Source organism: Rhizobium sp. ZW T2_16 (assembly GCF_044987325.1).
Classification (GTDB): Bacteria; Pseudomonadota; Alphaproteobacteria; order Rhizobiales; family Rhizobiaceae; genus Neorhizobium; species Neorhizobium cellulosilyticum.
Window position 1 is genome coordinate 1,064,647 of sequence record NZ_JBJDRG010000001.1, and the last position, 16,829, is coordinate 1,081,475.

Sequence of the window (16,829 nt, forward strand, 5' to 3'; positions counted from 1 at the left end):
CTCACTTCCGCATCAGCGACCGCTGCACCAGCATGGCGATGATGATGATCGCCCCCTGGATTGCGCCGATCAGATATTCGCTGACGAAGTTGGAAAGCAGCATGATATTGCCGACAATCTCGAGGATGAACGCCCCGCAGACCGTGCCCCAGATCCGCCCGACACCGCCCCTCAATGCCGTGCCGCCAACAACGACCGCCGTGATTGCCTGCAGTTCCCAAAGAATGCCCGTCGTCGCCGAAGTGGAGCCGAGGCGCGGCACATAGATGATCACCGCAACCGCGACGCAAAGCCCCTGCACGATATAGGCAATGGTGCGCACCTTCTGCACCGATATGCCCGAATACCGGGCCACTTCCTCGTTCGAGCCGACGGCGATCAGGTGCCGGCCGTAACGAGTGCGATAAAGCACGAAGGCTGCCAGTGCTGCGGTGGCGAAGATGACGATGATCGGGATCGGAACACCGAAGACATCGCCGAAATAAACCGGACGATAAAGCTGCTGCAGCTCGCGGTCCCGCACCGTGATCGAACCGCCCTGGCTGAGCCAGGTCGTCAGGCCGCGATAGATGCCCATGGTTCCGAGCGTGGCAATGAAAGGTTCTATTCTGCCGACGGTGGTGATCAGCCCGTTCGCCAGCCCGCAGGCGGCACCGAGACCCAGCGCCACCAGCATCGCGGCAACCAGCATCAGCATCGGATCGCCGATCGCACCGGTATTCATGAACAGGATCATCAGGCTCGCCACGAAAGCGACCATGGCCCCGACGGAAAGGTCGAGCCCGCCGGACGAGATCACATAGGTCGCGCCGAGCGCGATGATCGCAATGAAGGCGCTGCGGGTGATGACATTGGTCAGGTTGGCGACGGAGACGAAATTCGGATTGGCGAAATATCCAAGCACCAGAAGCAGGGCGAGCGCCACGAATGGCGCAATCGCCGCCATGTCCCAATCCCGCGATGTCTTCGGCACCTTGGCCGTATCGGTCGTCGCCGCGCTCATGCCACCGCCCCCGCATTCACGCCCGTGGCAAGCTCAACGATCTCGTTTTCGGTCATGTTCTCTCCCTGAACCTCGCCGACAATCCTGCCCGCCCGCATCACCAGAATGCGGTCGCAAATGCCGATCAGTTCCGGCATCTCGGAGGAAACGACGATGATCGACCGCCCCTCTTCGGCCAAGGCCGCGATGAATTTGTAAATCTGTTCCTTGTTGCCGATATCGATGCCGCGGGTCGGCTCGTCGATGATAACAACCTGCGGGTCGAGCATCATCATCTTGGCAAGCAGGAGTTTCTGCTGGTTTCCGCCGGAAAGCTGTCCGGCAAGAATGTTTTTCGTCCCCGTCCGGATATCGAAATCCTTGATCGCCTTGTCGAGCGCTTCGGCCTCACGCTTCCTGTCGATCTGCAGGCCGCGAATGAATTTTCCAAGCGAGGCAAGCGTCAGGTTGACCCGAAGATCCTTGGTGAGCAACAGCCCCTTGCCCTTCCGGTCCTCGGAAAGATAGGCGACACCGGCTTTCAGGCTCGAATGTACGTCGGTGAATGAGACCGGATGGCCATTCAGCACCACCTTGCCCTTGGCCGGGCGCAAGCCAACCAGCCCTTCCATCAGCTCGGTGCGCCCCGCGCCGATCAGCCCGGCGAAACCGAGGATCTCGCCCTTTCTGAGGGTAAAGGCGGCATCCCGCGCAAAACCCGGAACGTCGAGCCCTTCGACCTCGAGTACCGCTTGCCGCACCTCGGCTGCGTGCCGGTCGGGATAAAGCTTCGCCACATCGCGCCCCACCATCAGCCGTGCCATGTCCGCCGGCTGAAGGTCCGCGGCATCATGTGAACCGACAAGCCTCCCGTCACGCAGAACGGTGACCCGGTCGGCAATCTCCTTCACCTCCGGCAGACGATGAGAAATGTAGAGCACGCCGACACCCTTGGCGCGGATATCACGGATGACCTTCAGCAATGCCTCTGTTTCATGAGGCGTCAGTGATGCGGTCGGTTCGTCGAAGATGACGATCCGGTGCGGGACCAAAAGCACGCGGGCGATCTGCACCAGCTGGCGTTGAGCGATGGAAAGCCGCGACACGATCGTATCCGGGTCTATATACCCACCGAGATCGACGATCGCCTGCCGTGCGCCAGAACGCATGGCCTGATCATCGACGACCAGCCCCTTCCTCAGCTCACGACCGAGATAGATGTTCTGCGCCACCGTCAGGTCGGGCGCGAGCAGTATCTCCTGATGCACCAGCACTATGCCATGGTTTTCCGCATCCACCGGACCGGAGAAACTAACCGCAGTGCCATCGATATTGATCTCGCCACGCGTCGGCTGATGATTGCCGGCAAGGATCTTCATCAGCGTGGATTTGCCGGCGCCGTTCTCACCGATGATCGCATGAACCTCGCCGGCGCGAACGGTCAACGAAATATCCTTCAGGACCTCGATGATCCCGAACGTCTTCGACAGGCCGCTTGCATCAAGCAGCGGCGGACTTATGGATGAATCAGCGGGTACGGGGGATATAGTCATCCACCCAACCTCAAATTCACGAGCGTCGTGAAACGGTCGCCATGCGACACGCCCCCAACGCCTGCCTCCTCGCAAGCGATGTGGTGCACCTGAAATCCTCCCTGTATTTCAGGCTATCCAAAGATATGAGGTACGTAAAGCAGAATTGAACGTCAACTCTGCGTCATGACGCCGAACGTCTGAAGGTCCCGACCTTGGCCATCACCTCGCCGGGGATCTGATAATCCTTCGCGACATCGGGACCATTGCTCAAACCGCACAATTCCCGTTGGACAAAAAGCCCCCAGACGGCTTCGGCGGCGTCCTGCACCAGATCAAGGCGCTTTGCCTCAACCTTGCCGGCATGATCTGCATCCCATTTACGAAGCTTTTCAAGGCTGGCTTCTACCTGCCGTCCGTTTCGTCCAAGTGCGCTCGCACGCTCCTCGGCAATCTCGTATTCCAGGGCGCTCAATCCGCTCTGAAGCGATGGCGAACCGAAGAATTGCGGTGCACGAACTGACATGAAGATCTCCTTATGTTTGCCGGGAGGTTCTAGCCGACCAATTGGCTCCCCGATAATGCGCCATGTCAAAACGCCGCCCGAGCCAGACTTCAACTCTACGTTATGAAAAGTTGAACGCGAAAGTTGCGCGCCATCCCTGCTCAAGCTGCCTTGATGAAATCGATAAAAGCTCTGAGCGGCGCCGGCACCAGCCGGCGACCGGGATAATAGAGAAATGGCCCGGAAAATTCCGGCCACCAGTCCTCCAGCACCGGTTCCAGCGCCCCGCTGTCGATATGCGGGCGCAGCCAATCCTCGAACAGCGTGACGATACCCGCCCCCGCCTTGGCGCAATCGACAGCAAGATCGACGCCGCCGCCCGTCTGCACGATCAGCACGGCAGGCGGATCGATCAGTACCGTCTCGCCGTCCCGCTCGAATTCCCAATCCGGCATTGAACCGCTGGCGAAACGGTTGCGGATACAGGAATGCTGCATCAGATCGCGCGGATGCGCGGGCCGACCGCGCCGGTCGAGATAATCCTTCGAGGCAACCGCGGCAAAACGTTGCGTACGCGGTCCTATCGGCACCGCGATCATGTCCTGCGCCAGTCGCTCGTCGTAACGGATACCGGCATCGCAGCCGGCGGCAATCACGTCGACAAAACTATCCTCGATCATCAGTTCCAGCCGAATGTCCGGATAGGCCGCCAGAAACCGTGGCACGATCGACGGCAACACCAACCGCGCCGCACTGACCGGCACGTTCAGCTTCAGCACACCCGCAGGCCGCTCGCGAAACCCGTTGACGACATCGAGCGCCGCTTCCATTTCCGCCAGCGCCGGCGCCAGCCGATCGATGAGCCCCTGCCCCGCCTCGGTCGTCGCCACGCTGCGCGTCGTCCGATTGAGCAGGCGCACGCCGAGCTGGGTTTCCAGCCGCCGCACCGCATCGCTCAATCCCGATGCGCTGCCGCCGCTGATGCGTGCGCCCTCGCGAAATCCACCGGCCCGTGCCACGGTGAGGAAGCCCTGCAGATCGCTGATTTCCACGCCCATGAAGCCTGCTTTCGATTGTCCGTTTCAACGTACAGACTATCCGAATTGTGCAGACTTATAAAGGGAACGTCCTCGCGCTATTTCCATTTCACCGAAGATCGCAAACAACCGGCGATCAGCAAAAGGAGCATCCCCATGTCCGATCAGAGCACATTCGACCTCGCGAAATCCGGCACGTTCAAGATGGGCAGCCACACGGTCAAGCGCATCGGCTACGGTGCAATGCAGCTTGCCGGCCCGGGCGTCTTCGGCCCGCCGAAGGATCGCGCCGCCGCTGTCGCCGTTTTGCGTGCCGCCATCGAGGCCGGCGTCGACCATATCGACACCAGTGATTTCTACGGCCCGCATGTGACTAACCAGATCATTCGTGAAGCGCTGCATCCCTATCCGGACAATCTCACGATCGTCACCAAGGTTTCAGCCAAACGCGGCCCGAATGCCGAATGGCTGCCGGCCATGTCGAAGGAGGAGCTGATCGCCGCCGTCCACGACAACCTCCGCAATCTCGGCCTCGACGTCATCGACATCGTCAACTTCCGCTCGATGCACGGTATTCACGGCCCGGCGGAAGGATCGATCGAGGAACAGGTGACGGTTCTGGCCGATCTCCAGCGTCAGGGACTCATCCGCCATATCGGCGTCTCGAACGTCACGCCCACCCAGATCGCTGAGGCGCGCAGAATCACCGAGATCGTCTGTGTCCAGAACCAGTACAATCTCGCCCACCGCGAAGACGATGCGTTTATCGATCAGCTGGCCGCGGAAGGCACCGCATACGTGCCTTTCTTCCCGCTCGGAGGTTTCTCGCCGCTGCAGTCCTCGACACTTTCGGATGTCGCGGCACGCCTGAACGCCACGCCGATGCAGGTCGCACTTGCCTGGCTGCTGCAGCGCTCGCCGAACATCCTTCTGATCCCCGGCACGTCTTCGCTGGGTCACCTGAAGGAGAACCTTGCCGCCGGTGAACTGAAACTGCCGGAAGACGCCTTGAGCGAACTGGATGGTATCGCCGGCAAGAAGGCAGCCTGAGAAAACAACGCCGCGCCTCGACGGGTGCGGCGTCTCTCCGGCAAGTGGCTTTCCGCGTTTTAAATATGACGGCCTCCTGACCTATCGCGTCCCGCTACGCTGTTTGCGGCTCAAAAGCTGCAACTCCCGTTTGGGTCCGACACGATAAGTCTCGGTGTAACTGAATCCATCTCTTTGGAACTCATGCGTCAGGAGGCTGCCGACTGGCGCCTTCTTCAGCTTCGTCTTCGGCTGTGTCGGATATATCAGGCTACCCGGTATAGCATCCAGGGTGAATGCGCCCGCAGGCTGCACGAGACCAAGGAATACGATCAGGAATAAGGCAACAGCTTTTCTCATGGTCGGCTCCTTTGAACAAGGCTCCGAAATCGGGAAAGCTTCTAACCGATCTCATCAGCCACTCACTGAAGTTTGGGTCGAGAAGAGCTTTCAATATTGTACAGCAACGCTGTTATCGCAACTGCTGACGTTCGGTCTGTCTAGAACGAAATATGGCCCGGCGGAAAACTGCCGGGCCATGTAGATCTTTTGCGACTGTTCAACTGAGATCAGACATACCGATTGACGACGTTTTCCAGATATTCCTGACGACCCGACTTCGGTTCCGGACTGATGTTTTCGCGTTCGACCTTGGCGGCGATCTCTTCGAGCTTAAACTCGCCGCGCAGCATCTTCTGCGCATCCGCACTGTCCCACTTCGCATAGCGATCGCTGAGCGGCTTCGACAGCGCACCGTCTTCCACCATTTTGGCAGCAGCCTTCAGTCCTCGGGCGCAGCAATCCATGCCGCCGATATGGCCGATCAATAGGTCAGCCGGATCGATCGACTGGCGGCGCAGCTTGCTATCGAAGTTCGTACCGCCGGTGGTAAACCCGCCTGCCAGCAGAACCTGATAATAGGCCAGCGCCATTTCCGGCACATTGTTGGGGAACTGGTCGGTATCCCAGCCGGACTGGTAGTCGTTGCGGTTCATGTCGATCGAACCGAAGATGCCGTGTGCGGCAGCGAGCGCCAGCTCATGCTCGAACGTGTGGCCGGCAAGGATCGCGTGGCCCTGCTCGATATTCATCTTCACTTCGTTTTCCAGACCGTACTTCTTCAGGAAGCCGTAAACGGTCGCGACGTCATAGTCATACTGATGCTTGGTCGGCTCCTGCGGCTTCGGCTCGACCAGGATCTGGCCCTTGAAGCCGATCTTGTATTTGTATTCGACGACGAGATGCAGCATCCGCGCCATCTGGTCGAATTCGCGCTTCAGGTCGGTATTGAGCAGCGTCTCGTAACCTTCGCGACCACCCCACAGAACATAGTTCTCGCCGCCGAGCTTCATCGTGGCGTCCATGCAGGTCTTGATGGTCGCAGCCGAATAGGCAAACACATCCGGATCCGGATTGGTCGAGGCGCCGGACATGAAGCGGCGGTTGGAGAACAGGTTCGCCGTGCCCCAGAGCAGTTTTACGCCGGTCTCTTCCTGCTTCTTTGCGAAGTAATCGACGATCTCGTTGAGGTTCTTGGTGTTCTCCGCAAACGTCTTGCCTTCCGGGCGCACGTCGGCATCGTGGAAGCAGTAATAGGGTGCGCCGAGCAGCGAGAACATCTCGAAGGCGACATCCGCCTTCAGCTTGGCCTTGTCCATCTCCCCGTCATACCACGGACGGTCGAACGTGCGTCCACCAAAGGGGTCTCCGCCCTCCCAGGCAAACGAGTGCCAATAGGCGATCGCAAAGCGCAGATGATCTTCCATCCGCTTGCCCGCAACTACTTCATCTGGGTTGTAGAAGCGATAGGCCAGCGGATTGGTGCTGTCCGGCCCCTCGTATTTGATCTTGGAAATATCCCCGAAAAATCCTGTACCCATATGTGTTTCCTCCTTGGAAAGCCTTCTCTAAACTTAGATTGAGGTACGTACCTCATTGTAGGCCGAAAAATACACTCATCCCGGCCCGGTCTTTAGGGAGAGGCTTCCCTCTCCCTGATCAGATCAACCGGCAATCGCCCGGATTGCCGGATAGGCGGCGCGATAACGCGAATAGGCAGCCTCATAGGCATCAGACAGCGCCGTCACCGGCTCGATCGTCGCCTCCGTCTTCGGGGCAGAGCAGACCGAAACCGGATCGGCACCGGTTGCCGCAATCAGACCGAGGCGAGCAGCACCGAAGGCCGCACCGAAATCGCCATCGGCCGGGATATCGACCGGAACGCCAAGCGAGGTTGCGATCGAGGACAGCCAGTAACGCGAGCGCGAACCACCGCCGATCGCCGTCACGCGGGAAATCGAGGTTCCAGCGGATTTCAGCGCCTCGAGATTGTCGCGGATCGCGAAGGTCACGCCTTCAAGCACCGCCTGCGTCAGCACGGCGCGGTTCGACTCGTGTTCGAGGCAGATAAACGCACCACGGATAACCGCATCATTATGCGGCGTGCGCTCACCGGAAAGATAAGGCAGGAAGGTCAGGCCGGTCGGCGCCTTCAGCGTATCGCCGAGTTCGCCGGACAGTTCTGCAGCCGATTTGCCCATCACCTTCGCATGCCAGTTGATTGCATCGGCCGCCGACAGGATGACACCCATCTGGTGCCATGTCTTCGGCAGCGCGTGGCAGAAGGCGTGAACGGCGCTTTCCGGCTTCGGCAGGTAGGAGCCGTTGGCAGCAAACAGCACGCCGGACGTGCCGAGCGACACAAAAGCCTGGCCTTCCTTCACCGTACCCATGCCGCAGGCCGAAGCGGCGTTGTCGCCTGCCCCACCGGCCACAACCACATCGCCGGAAATACCCCATTTGGACTTCAGCTCACCGCGCAGCTTGCCCGCCTGATCGGTCCCTTCGACCAGCAACGGCATTTGAGCTTCAGAAAGATCGGTCGCCGCAAGCAGCTCTGGAGACCATTTGCGCGCGCCCGTATCGAGCCAGGAAGTACCGGCCGAATCCGACATCTCGGAAATGTACTCGCCCGTCAGCCAGAGACGCAGATAATCCTTCGGCAAAAGCACCTTGGAGACCTTGGCAAAGATCTCCGGCTCGTTTTTCTTGACCCAGGCCAGCTTCGGCGCGGTAAAGCCGGGAAACACGATGTTGCCGGTGATCGCACGGAAACGCGGATCGGCATCTAGTTCTGCCGCCTCATGGAAGGAACGCGTGTCGTTCCACAAAATACACGGCCGCAGCACATTATCCTCGGCATCGAGCAATGTCGCGCCATGCATCTGGCCGGAAAGACCGATGCCCTTCACCGCCGAAAGCTCCGCCGGATGCGCGGCCTTGAGGCCGGCAATCGCCTCTTCGCAGGCACGAACCCAATGCGCCGGATCCTGCTCAGACCAACCGGAATGCGGGCGCGAAACCTCAAGCGCACCGCTCGCCGAGCCGATGATTTTCTGGTCGCCGTCGATCAGCATCGCTTTGACGCCGGAGGTGCCGAGATCGAGACCGAGATACATGTATTGTCCTTTCATCCTGCCTTCAGGGCATGTTGTCCTTCAGGAATATGTCGATACGGATACGCTCCTGCGCGGCAATCACCGACAAGCCCTCAACCTTGCCCTTCAGCACGCGGATCGCACTGCGAACCTCGTGGCCGGCATCCTGATTGAGCACGGCATCAATGAGATCATGAGAAAGTGCTGCACGCGTCGTTGCGGTCAACTCATGCGCAACGACCACAGGCCGCGCGTCGCGGGCGACCTCGCGCAGTGCATGCACCATCCCGCGATTACCCGCCCCAAGACTGTAAAGGCCAATAATATCGGGATAACGTCCCAACGCTGCCGAAACGACTTCGGCCGTAAGCGCCGGATTATCCCGCGCTTCCATCACCGGTAGTACATCGAGCCGCGCAAAACTCTCGCCCATGACCGCCAGAAAACCTTCCAGACGTTCACGATGGTCGCGCACCAGCATGGACCCGGCAATGACGGCGATCCGGCCGTCGCGCCCACCGGTGAACCGGCCGAGCAAATTGGCGGCCGTGCGTCCCGCCGCATGATTGTCGATACCGGCGAAATGGTCCCTTTCCGATCCGGGAAGATCGGATACCAGAGTGACGACCGCAATGCCGGCATCCTTCAGCCCTGCCACTGCGGCATGCACTTCGTGCCCCTCGACGGCGACGAAGGCAACACCATCAGGCCTGTCGGGAACGATACGATTGAGGGCGTCCGCCAAGGCCGCGGCATCGAAGGGGGGCACTTCCACGATACGGATTTGGGTGCGTTCCGCGCCAGACCGCGAAATTGCGGCATGAACCTCGTCACGGATCCCGATCATGAAGGAATTGTCGTAATTCGGCAGCACGAAGACGAAGGAATAGGTCCGTCCTTTGGCCAGATTGGCCGCCGCCACATCGCGCACGTAGCCCAGACTGGAGATCGCTTGCTCGACGCGCTCGCGGGTAACATGCCTCACACCGGGCCGACCATTGAGAACGCGATCGACCGTCGCTAGGCTGACGCCTGCGCTACGCGCGATATCATGGACGGTGGGCTTCATGAATTCCTCCGTGAAGCGTCCTATCTCAGTTTTTGAGGTACGTAAATCAGAAAATCACGGCGATCGGGAAACGAAACCGAAAAGGGGCCGTCACCCTGCGGTAACGGCCCCTCTTCGGCGGTGGTTTCCTGAAATTTTCGCTGAACGCTCAGTGACCGCCGCCACTTCGCCCTGTGATCTGCGGCGAAGGTTTCTCGATCATCGCGACACCCAGCACCATCAATCCGAACAGCACGGTGAGGATCAGGAAGACGTCGCTGAACGACATGACGACGGCCTGCTGCGTAACAAGATTGACCATCTGCCGGATTGCGCCGGTGGCACCATCCAGTCCGGCTGCGTTGAGATTGGAGGTCATGCTGTTCAACTGGTCTACAGCGGTCGGATTGCCCCAGTCGAGATGCTCGCGCAGCCGCTCGTAATGCACGTCCTGACGATTGGACAGCACGGTGCTGATGATGGCCAGCCCCACGGCGCCACCGAGGTTACGTGTCAGGTTGAAAAGGCCCGACGCTCCGCGGATACGGGCCGGCGGCAGCGTGCCGAGCGCGATGTTGTTGATCGGCACCATGCACATCATCAGGCCGAAACCGCGCAGGATCTGCGGGATGAACAGCTCGTAGAAATCCCAGTCCACAGTGATCCCGGTCATGATATAGGTGCCTGCGCCGAAGCTGACGAAGCCAAGCACCATCATCGCCCTCAGGTCCATGATAGTCGATAGCTTGCCCGCGATCGGCGCAGTGAAGAACATCGCCAGACCGGAGACGAACATCGTCTCGCCGATCATCAGGCTGTCATAATCACGCACGCGGCTCAAATAGACCGGGTAGATATAGGTCAGCCCGTAAAGCCCGATCCCCATCACGAAGGAGAAAATCGAGCCCAGCGCAAAGTTTCGATTGGCGAAAGCCGTCAGGTCCACCACCGGGAACTCGACCGTGAAAGCCCGATAGAAGAAAACCATGGCGCCGACAGCCGAAGCGATCGCGCCGATGACGATCAGGTGGTCGTTAAACCAGTCGTTGGAATTCCCCTCTTCCAGCACATATTCCAGCGCCCCGAGGAACACGCCCATCGAGGCCAGTCCCCACCAGTCGAACTTCTTGAAAAGCGATAGTTCAGGCTTGTCGAAGTCGATGAAGTTCCACGCAACGATCGTGACTATGATGCCCGGAACGATATTGACCAGAAACAGCCAGTGCCACGAAAAAGCATGGGAGAGATAACCGCCGACAGTCGGGCCAATGGTCGGCGCAAGCGTCGCGATAAGACCGATGATAGGCGAGACGATGGCGCGTTTTGACGGCGGGAAAATGGTGAAGGCAGCCGCAAATACCGACGGGATCATACCCCCGCCGATAAAGCCCTGAATGGCGCGATAAACGATCATCTGATCGATATTCGTCGCCGTGGCGCAGAGCGCGCTTGCAACCGTAAAACCGGCAGCGGAAGCGGCGAAGAGATAGCGTGTCGAGATGATCCGCGCGAGCGTACCCGAAAGCGGGATCATGATGACCTCCGCGATCAGATAGGATGTCTGTACCCAGCCGATCTCGTCCGAACCGGCGGACAAGCCCGCCTGGATTTCAGACAACGAAGCCGAGACGATCTGGATATCGAGGATCGACATGAACATGCCGAGCACCATTGCGAAGAAAGCAATCAGCTTTCTCCGATCCATTGGCTCGTCTGCCGGCATGGAAGCGGCCGGCACTGATCCTGCAGTTGTTGTTGCGCTCCCAGCCATGGGACCACCTCCGCCCTTCGCTCAGGGCCTGTTTGACGAGGAGCCGGACAATCGGCTGTTAGTTCTTCGGCGCAGTGCGCGTATCGACATCGACCACGACACTTAAGCCAGCCCGAAGGCGACCCGTGTCGAGAGCATCCTGCGGCAGTGCGATACGAACCGGAACGCGCTGGATGATCTTGGTGAAGTTACCCGTCGCGTTTTCCGGCGGCAGCAGCGAGAAGACCGAACCGGAAGCCGGCGAGATCGATTCCACCGTGCCGGTGATCGGGTCGTCGCCATAGGCATCGACATGCACCTTCACCTTGGAGCCCGGCTCCAGATGCTGGATCTGGGTCTCCTTGAAGTTGGCGTCGATATAGAGCTGGCGGGTCGGAACCAGCGCCATCAGCCGCTGGCCGGGCGAAACGAGATCGCCTTCCTGAACCGAGCGGTTACCGACAACGCCGTCATAAGGAGCCTTGAGCACCGTGAACGAGAGATCGCGGGCCGCCTTGTCACGCTGCAGTTCCAGCGTTCGGATAGAGCTTTCAGCTTCGTTGCGCTGCGCTTCGAGGATGGTGATATTGGCCTGGGCCGACTTGATCGCCGCCTCGCCACCGACAAGATTGGCATGAGCCTGATCAAGAGCCACATTGGCGCTATCGAGATCGGCAGCCGTGCCGACCGACTTGGTGGCAAGTTCCTGTTGGCGCTTCTGGGTTATCTCTGCGCCACGAACGGCGGCTTCGAGCGCAACCTTCGAAGCCTGTGCCTGCGCAAGACTGGCTTCCGCACCTTCGACCTGCGCATCGATGCGCGAGAGTGACAGCTTTTCGGTCTCGATCGCCGCGTTGGCCTGATCGAGCGCGTTCTGATAGTCACCATTGTCAAGCGTGGCCAATACGTCGCCTGCCTTCACCTGTTGGTTGGCAACCACATTCACCTTGGCAACGAAAGCCGTGACCTTCGGAGAAATCGTGGCGATGTCGCCTTCAATATAGGCGTCATCGGTCGACACCATGAAACGGCCGGTGGTCCACCATTCATAGCCATACCACGCACCACCGGCGAGAAGCGCAAGCACGACAACCGGAAGCACGAAACCGCGCTTCTTTTTCTTCGGTGCATCTGCCGTCTGGGCAGGAGCCTGCGACTGTGCCGGCGCAGCCGGACTAGCCTCAGCCGCAGCAGGGCTTGCATCGCCCTGCTCCTGCGTCTTGCTCACGTCGATGTCATCGCTTTTTACTGTGCGCAGAGCGCCGGCATTTTTAGAAGCCGTCATGGGTATAACCGTCGTTGAAGGAGGTTGAAACCAATCGAACCGATCAGTTCGGAGCGTTGACATAGAGCCTTCTTTGCCACATATCAAGTCCAGATCGAACCAACCGGTTCGAAAAAAGTTGGAAATGGAAAAAATGACGCCGAAAGGGTTAAAAAAGGTCTTGCTTAAGGAAACCGTGAAGGTATCCGGCCGCTTTGCAGCGGGCGAGGACCCCGTAAAGCGCGAGCAGATCCTCGACGGTGCCAAGCGTGTTTTCATGCGCATGGGTTTTGATGCAGCAAGCATGAATGACATTACCCGGGAGGCAGGCGTCTCAAAAGGGACGATCTATGTCTATTTTGCCAATAAGGAAGACCTCTTCGTCGCGATGGTAGAGATGGAACGCGAGGCCTTTCTCGGCTCCATGAGGACTGTGTTGGCCAAAAGCGAAAATATCGAAAAGGGCCTTTACGAATTCGGCGTCACCTTTCTCGAACACATGACCGACGAAAAGGTAGTCACCGCGATGCGCACGGTGCTCGGGGTTCGTGAACGCATGCCCGATCTCTGTTCCCGTTTTTTCCGCGGCCCACAGAATCTGAGAACGGTCCTGCACGATTATCTGGGTCAGGGCGTCGCCGCCGGCACGCTGGAGATCGACGATCTCGATCTCGCCGCCGGCCAGTTTCTCGATCTCGTCAGCGGCAGCTTCTTCAAATTCCGCCTTTTCGGCACGATGCCAGAGCCACCGTCGCGACAGGAGATTGAACGTGTTATACGCGGCGCCATCCGCGTTTTCATGGCAGCTTATGCATCGGATAACAAATCCGTGATCGCCAAGGTCGTCTGAACTAGTCAAATTGTCGCTTGATAGGCGCAACCTCCTCTTGTTTTTAGGCTGAAAGCCCCCAAATGCGGCGGGCATTTACCGCCTTTGATTGAAAACAGGAGACATGGATGGACATAGCAGCGCTCTTAGCAGACCCGGGGGCCTGGGTAGCGCTCGTAACACTCGTGGTCATGGAAGTCGTGCTCGGCATCGACAACCTGATCTTCATTTCCATCCTGACCAACAAGCTGCCGCCTGAGCATCGCGAAAAGGCACGCAAGATCGGTATCGGTCTGGCCCTTATCATGCGCCTCGGCCTGCTCGGCACGATCGCCTGGATCGTCCAGCTGACCAACCCGATTTTCGAGGTGTTCGGACAGCCCTTCTCCTGGAAGGATCTGATCCTCATCGCAGGTGGTCTCTTCCTCGTCTACAAGGCGACCAAGGAAATCCATCACTCGGTCGATACGATTGACCACAAGGAAGATCTGGTCGGCGCCGGCGCGGAAGTTGTGAAGATGAGCTTCAGCACCGCGATCGTGCAGATCCTCATCCTCGACCTCGTCTTCTCGATCGACAGCATCATCACCGCAGTTGGCATGACGCCGCACCTGCCGATCATGATCGTCGCCGTCGTCGCAGCCGTCACCGTCATGCTGCTTGCAGCCACCCCGCTCGCCAACTTCATCGAGCGTAACCCGACCATCGTCATGCTGGCGCTCGGCTTCCTGCTGATGATCGGTGCGACACTGATCGCAGAAGGTTTCGGCGTCCATGTGCCGAAGGGCTACATCTACGCCGCCATGGCTTTCTCGGCTCTGGTCGAGATGCTCAACATGTGGTCCAGAAACGCCAAGGCCAAAAACAAGGCCAAAGGCGGAGGCACCAAACTGCATTGATCCATGGAAAAGGGCGCCTGAGGCGCCCTTTTTTATTCCCGCTATTTTGCCAGTTCGCGATCGAGAGCCTCGACCAACCGGCTGTCATCGGCAGTCACATCCGGCGCAAAACGCCCAACCACTTTGCCGTCGCGGCCGATCAGGAATTTCTCGAAATTCCAGACGATCTCCGCGTCATCGGCAACCTCCATTCCATGACCTCTCAGCCGTTCCTTCATCGGGCCGTCGCCGGTCGTCGCGACGCCTGAGCCGGTGAGCGCCTTGTAGAGCGGATGCTTGTCCTCGCCCTTCACCGAAATCTTCGAGAAGATCGGGAATTTCACGTCATAGGTCAGCTGGCAGAATTCGACGATCTCGGCATCCGTGCCGGGTTCCTGACCCTTGAAATTGTTGGCCGGGAAGGCCGTGATGACAAACCCCTTGTCCTTCTTGTCCTCATAGAGCTTTTCCAGACCTTCATACTGCTTGGTCAGCCCGCATTTGGAAGCGACGTTCACGACCAGCATGACCTGCCCCTTGTAGCTGGCAAGCGTTGTCTCGCTCCCGTCAGTACGCTTGACGGGAATGGAAAGAATCTCGGTCATGGAAAACTCCTCAAGGCAATGCAGATGCCCGCCAGCTTAATACGCGCGTCCGGCTTGTCCATCACTCATGCCACTTCGTCGATCAGCACCTGGATAAATCCGCGCGAACAGCGCTCGATACGGCCAGTAACCCCATAGACCTGATTGAGAACATCGGGCGTCAGAGCATGTTGCGGTTCTCCGTCGGAGACGACGCGCCCACCCGATAGGAGAACCAGCCGGTCACACCAGCGGCATGCGAGACCGAGATCGTGCAGGACTGCGATAGAGATGATCCCCTGTTCCTCGGTAATCTCGCGGATCGTGCGCATGACGCGGATCTGATGGGCAACGTCGAGCGCCGAGGTCGGCTCGTCGAGCAGCAGCACGCGCGGCTTGCGCACCAGCGCCTGCGCAAGGCTGGCCAGCTGCCGCTGGCCGCCGGAGAGCGAGTCCAGCTGCGCCATGGCAAGATTGCTGATGCCGAGCCGATCAAGAACGGCAAGGGAGCGCTTGACCGCATCCGGATCGCGCGACGAGGCGCGAAGTGCCCCGATCGTTGCCTCCAGCACCGTCAGCGCCACCCGCTGCGGCAGGGATTGCGGCATATAGGTGATCGCCCGTGCGCGCTGAGCCGGCGATTGCCGCGTGATGTCGGCACCATCCAGATGCAGCATCCCACCCGCCTTATGCAGGCCGGCGAGTGAACGCAGCAGCGTCGACTTGCCGGCGCCGTTCTGGCCGAGAAACGCCGTAATCGTCCCGGCCGGCATCGCGGAAATGTCGACATCCGTCAGAACCGGCTTTTTGCCGTAACCGGCAGAGAGTTTTTCCACCGAGAGCATTACGCCTTCCCCTTCGTGCTGAAAATCAGGGCAAGGAAGAACGGCACGCCAATCAGCGAGGTGACGATACCGACCGGGATCAGCACGCCCGGCACGATGATCTTGCTGGCGGCCGATGCGAGCGCCATGACCAGCGCGCCGCACAGCATGCTTGCCGGCAGGAAAAAACGATGATCCTCGCCGACCAGAAGCCGGGCGAGATGCGGGCCGACAAGCCCGATGAACCCGATCGTGCCGACGAAGGAGACAGAGGTGGCCGCCAGAATGCTGACACGCAGCAGCGAGAAGAAGCGCAGCCGCGTCACGTCGATGCCGAAGGAACGCGCCCGATCCTCACCGAGCCTCAACGCCGTCAGCTTCCAGCAGGCAGCCATCGAGAAAGGCACGACGCAGGCCATGACCAGCGCCATGATTTGCAGCTTCGTCCAGGTCGAGCGGGTGAGGCTCCCCATGCTCCAGAAGACGAGCTGCTGCAGCGCCTCGGCGGAAGCAACAAACTGCATAATGGCAACCAGCGCATTGAAGATGAAAACGAGCGCAATGCCGAACAGCACGAGCGTCTCGACACCCGCACCGCGCAGGCCGGAAAGCGCCTGCAGCAACAGGACCGAACCGAAGGCGAAGATGAAGGCATTGGCGGGAATGAACCACTCCGGCGGCAAGCCGGGAATACCGAGCTGCAGCACGATGGCAAGCGCCGCGCCGAAGGATGCGGCAGACGACACGCCGAGCGTGAATGGGCTCGCCAGCGGGTTGTCGAGAATGGTCTGCATCTCGGCACCGGCAAGCGACAGTGACGCGCCGACAAGCAAGGCCATCAGCGAATAGGGCAGCCGCACGTCGACGACGATCGCATGCGTCCCTCGGCTGACAGTCTCCGGCGCAAAGATCGCGGCCAGAACGTCGCTCGGCGACAGACCGGAAGACCCGACACAGACATCGATCACTGCAGCGGCGCAAAGTGCCACGGCAAGAACGATCAGCATCATCACTTTCACGCGGATTTTGCCATGATAGGCACGCTCCGCCTCCGCCAGCAGGACTGGCGGATTGTGTTCGGCAATAGTCACACGATGCTCCGGTGCTTGAGAGCAATTCCAGCATGCCAA

The 16,829-nt window shown here is 59.5% G+C and carries 15 protein-coding genes; 3 read left to right on the forward strand and 12 right to left on the reverse strand.

The features are described from left to right. Nucleotide 1: 1 nt before the first annotated feature. The 4 genes from ACI3K0_RS05205 to ACI3K0_RS05220 form a co-directional block, all read right to left on the reverse strand. A complete protein-coding gene (locus ACI3K0_RS05205) occupies nt 2-1,003 on the reverse strand; it encodes an ABC transporter permease (RefSeq protein ID WP_404945059.1) in 1,002 nt (333 codons plus the stop codon). Then, nucleotides 1,000-2,535, reverse strand: coding sequence for a sugar ABC transporter ATP-binding protein (locus ACI3K0_RS05210; RefSeq protein ID WP_404945060.1), 1,536 nt, complete (start codon nt 2,533-2,535; stop codon nt 1,000-1,002). Before ACI3K0_RS05210 ends, ACI3K0_RS05205 begins: the two co-directional genes overlap by 4 nt. A 163-nt stretch (nt 2,536-2,698) precedes the next feature. Beyond that, nucleotides 2,699-3,040: a DUF6665 family protein gene (locus tag ACI3K0_RS05215; RefSeq protein WP_404945061.1), complete on the reverse strand. Its 342-nt coding sequence runs from the start codon at nt 3,038-3,040 to the stop codon at nt 2,699-2,701. A gap of 140 nt (nt 3,041-3,180) precedes the next feature. Continuing rightward, nucleotides 3,181-4,077 (reverse strand): LysR family transcriptional regulator, encoded by an 897-nt coding sequence (locus ACI3K0_RS05220; RefSeq protein ID WP_404945062.1) that lies wholly within the window; start codon nt 4,075-4,077, stop codon nt 3,181-3,183. 135 nt (nt 4,078-4,212) lie between these two features. On the opposite strand from ACI3K0_RS05220, the gene ACI3K0_RS05225 reads away from it, so the two are divergent. Beyond that, nucleotides 4,213-5,106, forward strand: a complete 894-nt coding sequence (locus tag ACI3K0_RS05225; RefSeq protein ID WP_404945063.1) for an aldo/keto reductase family oxidoreductase — start codon at nt 4,213-4,215, stop codon at nt 5,104-5,106. A gap of 548 nt (nt 5,107-5,654) precedes the next feature. Here the strand turns inward: ACI3K0_RS05225 and xylA are convergent. The 5 genes from xylA to ACI3K0_RS05250 form a co-directional block, all read right to left on the reverse strand. Then, nucleotides 5,655-6,965: a xylose isomerase gene (gene xylA, locus ACI3K0_RS05230; protein WP_404945064.1), complete on the reverse strand. Its 1,311-nt coding sequence runs from the start codon at nt 6,963-6,965 to the stop codon at nt 5,655-5,657. Between the two features lie 123 nt (nt 6,966-7,088). Continuing rightward, nucleotides 7,089-8,543 carry a xylulokinase gene (gene xylB / locus ACI3K0_RS05235; RefSeq protein ID WP_404945123.1) on the reverse strand — a complete coding sequence of 485 codons (1,455 nt, stop codon included), beginning with the start codon at nt 8,541-8,543 and terminating at the stop codon, nt 7,089-7,091. A 22-nt stretch (nt 8,544-8,565) separates the two neighbouring features. Continuing rightward, nucleotides 8,566-9,591, reverse strand: a complete 1,026-nt coding sequence (locus ACI3K0_RS05240) for a LacI family DNA-binding transcriptional regulator (RefSeq protein WP_404945065.1) — start codon at nt 9,589-9,591, stop codon at nt 8,566-8,568. Nucleotides 9,592-9,739: 148 nt separating this feature from the next. Further along, entirely contained in the window at nt 9,740-11,341 is a 1,602-nt protein-coding gene (locus ACI3K0_RS05245) for a DHA2 family efflux MFS transporter permease subunit (protein ID WP_404945066.1), read from the reverse strand. 58 nt (nt 11,342-11,399) lie between these two features. Then, complete coding sequence (locus tag ACI3K0_RS05250) at nt 11,400-12,605, reverse strand: HlyD family secretion protein (protein ID WP_206823234.1); 1,206 nt, start codon at nt 12,603-12,605, stop codon at nt 11,400-11,402. A 133-nt stretch (nt 12,606-12,738) separates the two neighbouring features. Between ACI3K0_RS05250 and ACI3K0_RS05255 the strand changes: the two genes are divergently transcribed. Next, the gene (locus ACI3K0_RS05255) at nt 12,739-13,434 is read left to right on the forward strand and encodes a TetR/AcrR family transcriptional regulator (RefSeq protein WP_148143251.1); all 696 of its coding nucleotides are present in this window, start codon (nt 12,739-12,741) and stop codon (nt 13,432-13,434) included. A gap of 107 nt (nt 13,435-13,541) precedes the next feature. After that, nucleotides 13,542-14,312, forward strand: a complete 771-nt coding sequence (locus tag ACI3K0_RS05260) for a TerC family protein (protein WP_183821011.1) — start codon at nt 13,542-13,544, stop codon at nt 14,310-14,312. 41 nt (nt 14,313-14,353) lie between these two features. Here ACI3K0_RS05260 and ACI3K0_RS05265 read toward each other — a convergent pair whose 3' ends face one another. From ACI3K0_RS05265 to ACI3K0_RS05275, 3 genes are all read right to left on the reverse strand, one after another. After that, a complete protein-coding gene (locus ACI3K0_RS05265; RefSeq protein ID WP_206823240.1) occupies nt 14,354-14,896 on the reverse strand; it encodes a glutathione peroxidase in 543 nt (180 codons plus the stop codon). A 65-nt stretch (nt 14,897-14,961) separates the two neighbouring features. Then, a complete protein-coding gene (locus ACI3K0_RS05270) occupies nt 14,962-15,720 on the reverse strand; it encodes an ABC transporter ATP-binding protein (RefSeq protein ID WP_404945067.1) in 759 nt (252 codons plus the stop codon). After that, nucleotides 15,720-16,709 carry an iron ABC transporter permease gene (locus tag ACI3K0_RS05275; RefSeq protein WP_206823878.1) on the reverse strand — a complete coding sequence of 330 codons (990 nt, stop codon included), beginning with the start codon at nt 16,707-16,709 and terminating at the stop codon, nt 15,720-15,722. The genes ACI3K0_RS05270 and ACI3K0_RS05275 overlap by 1 nt, the downstream gene beginning before the upstream one ends. Nucleotides 16,710-16,829: the final 120 nt, after the last annotated feature.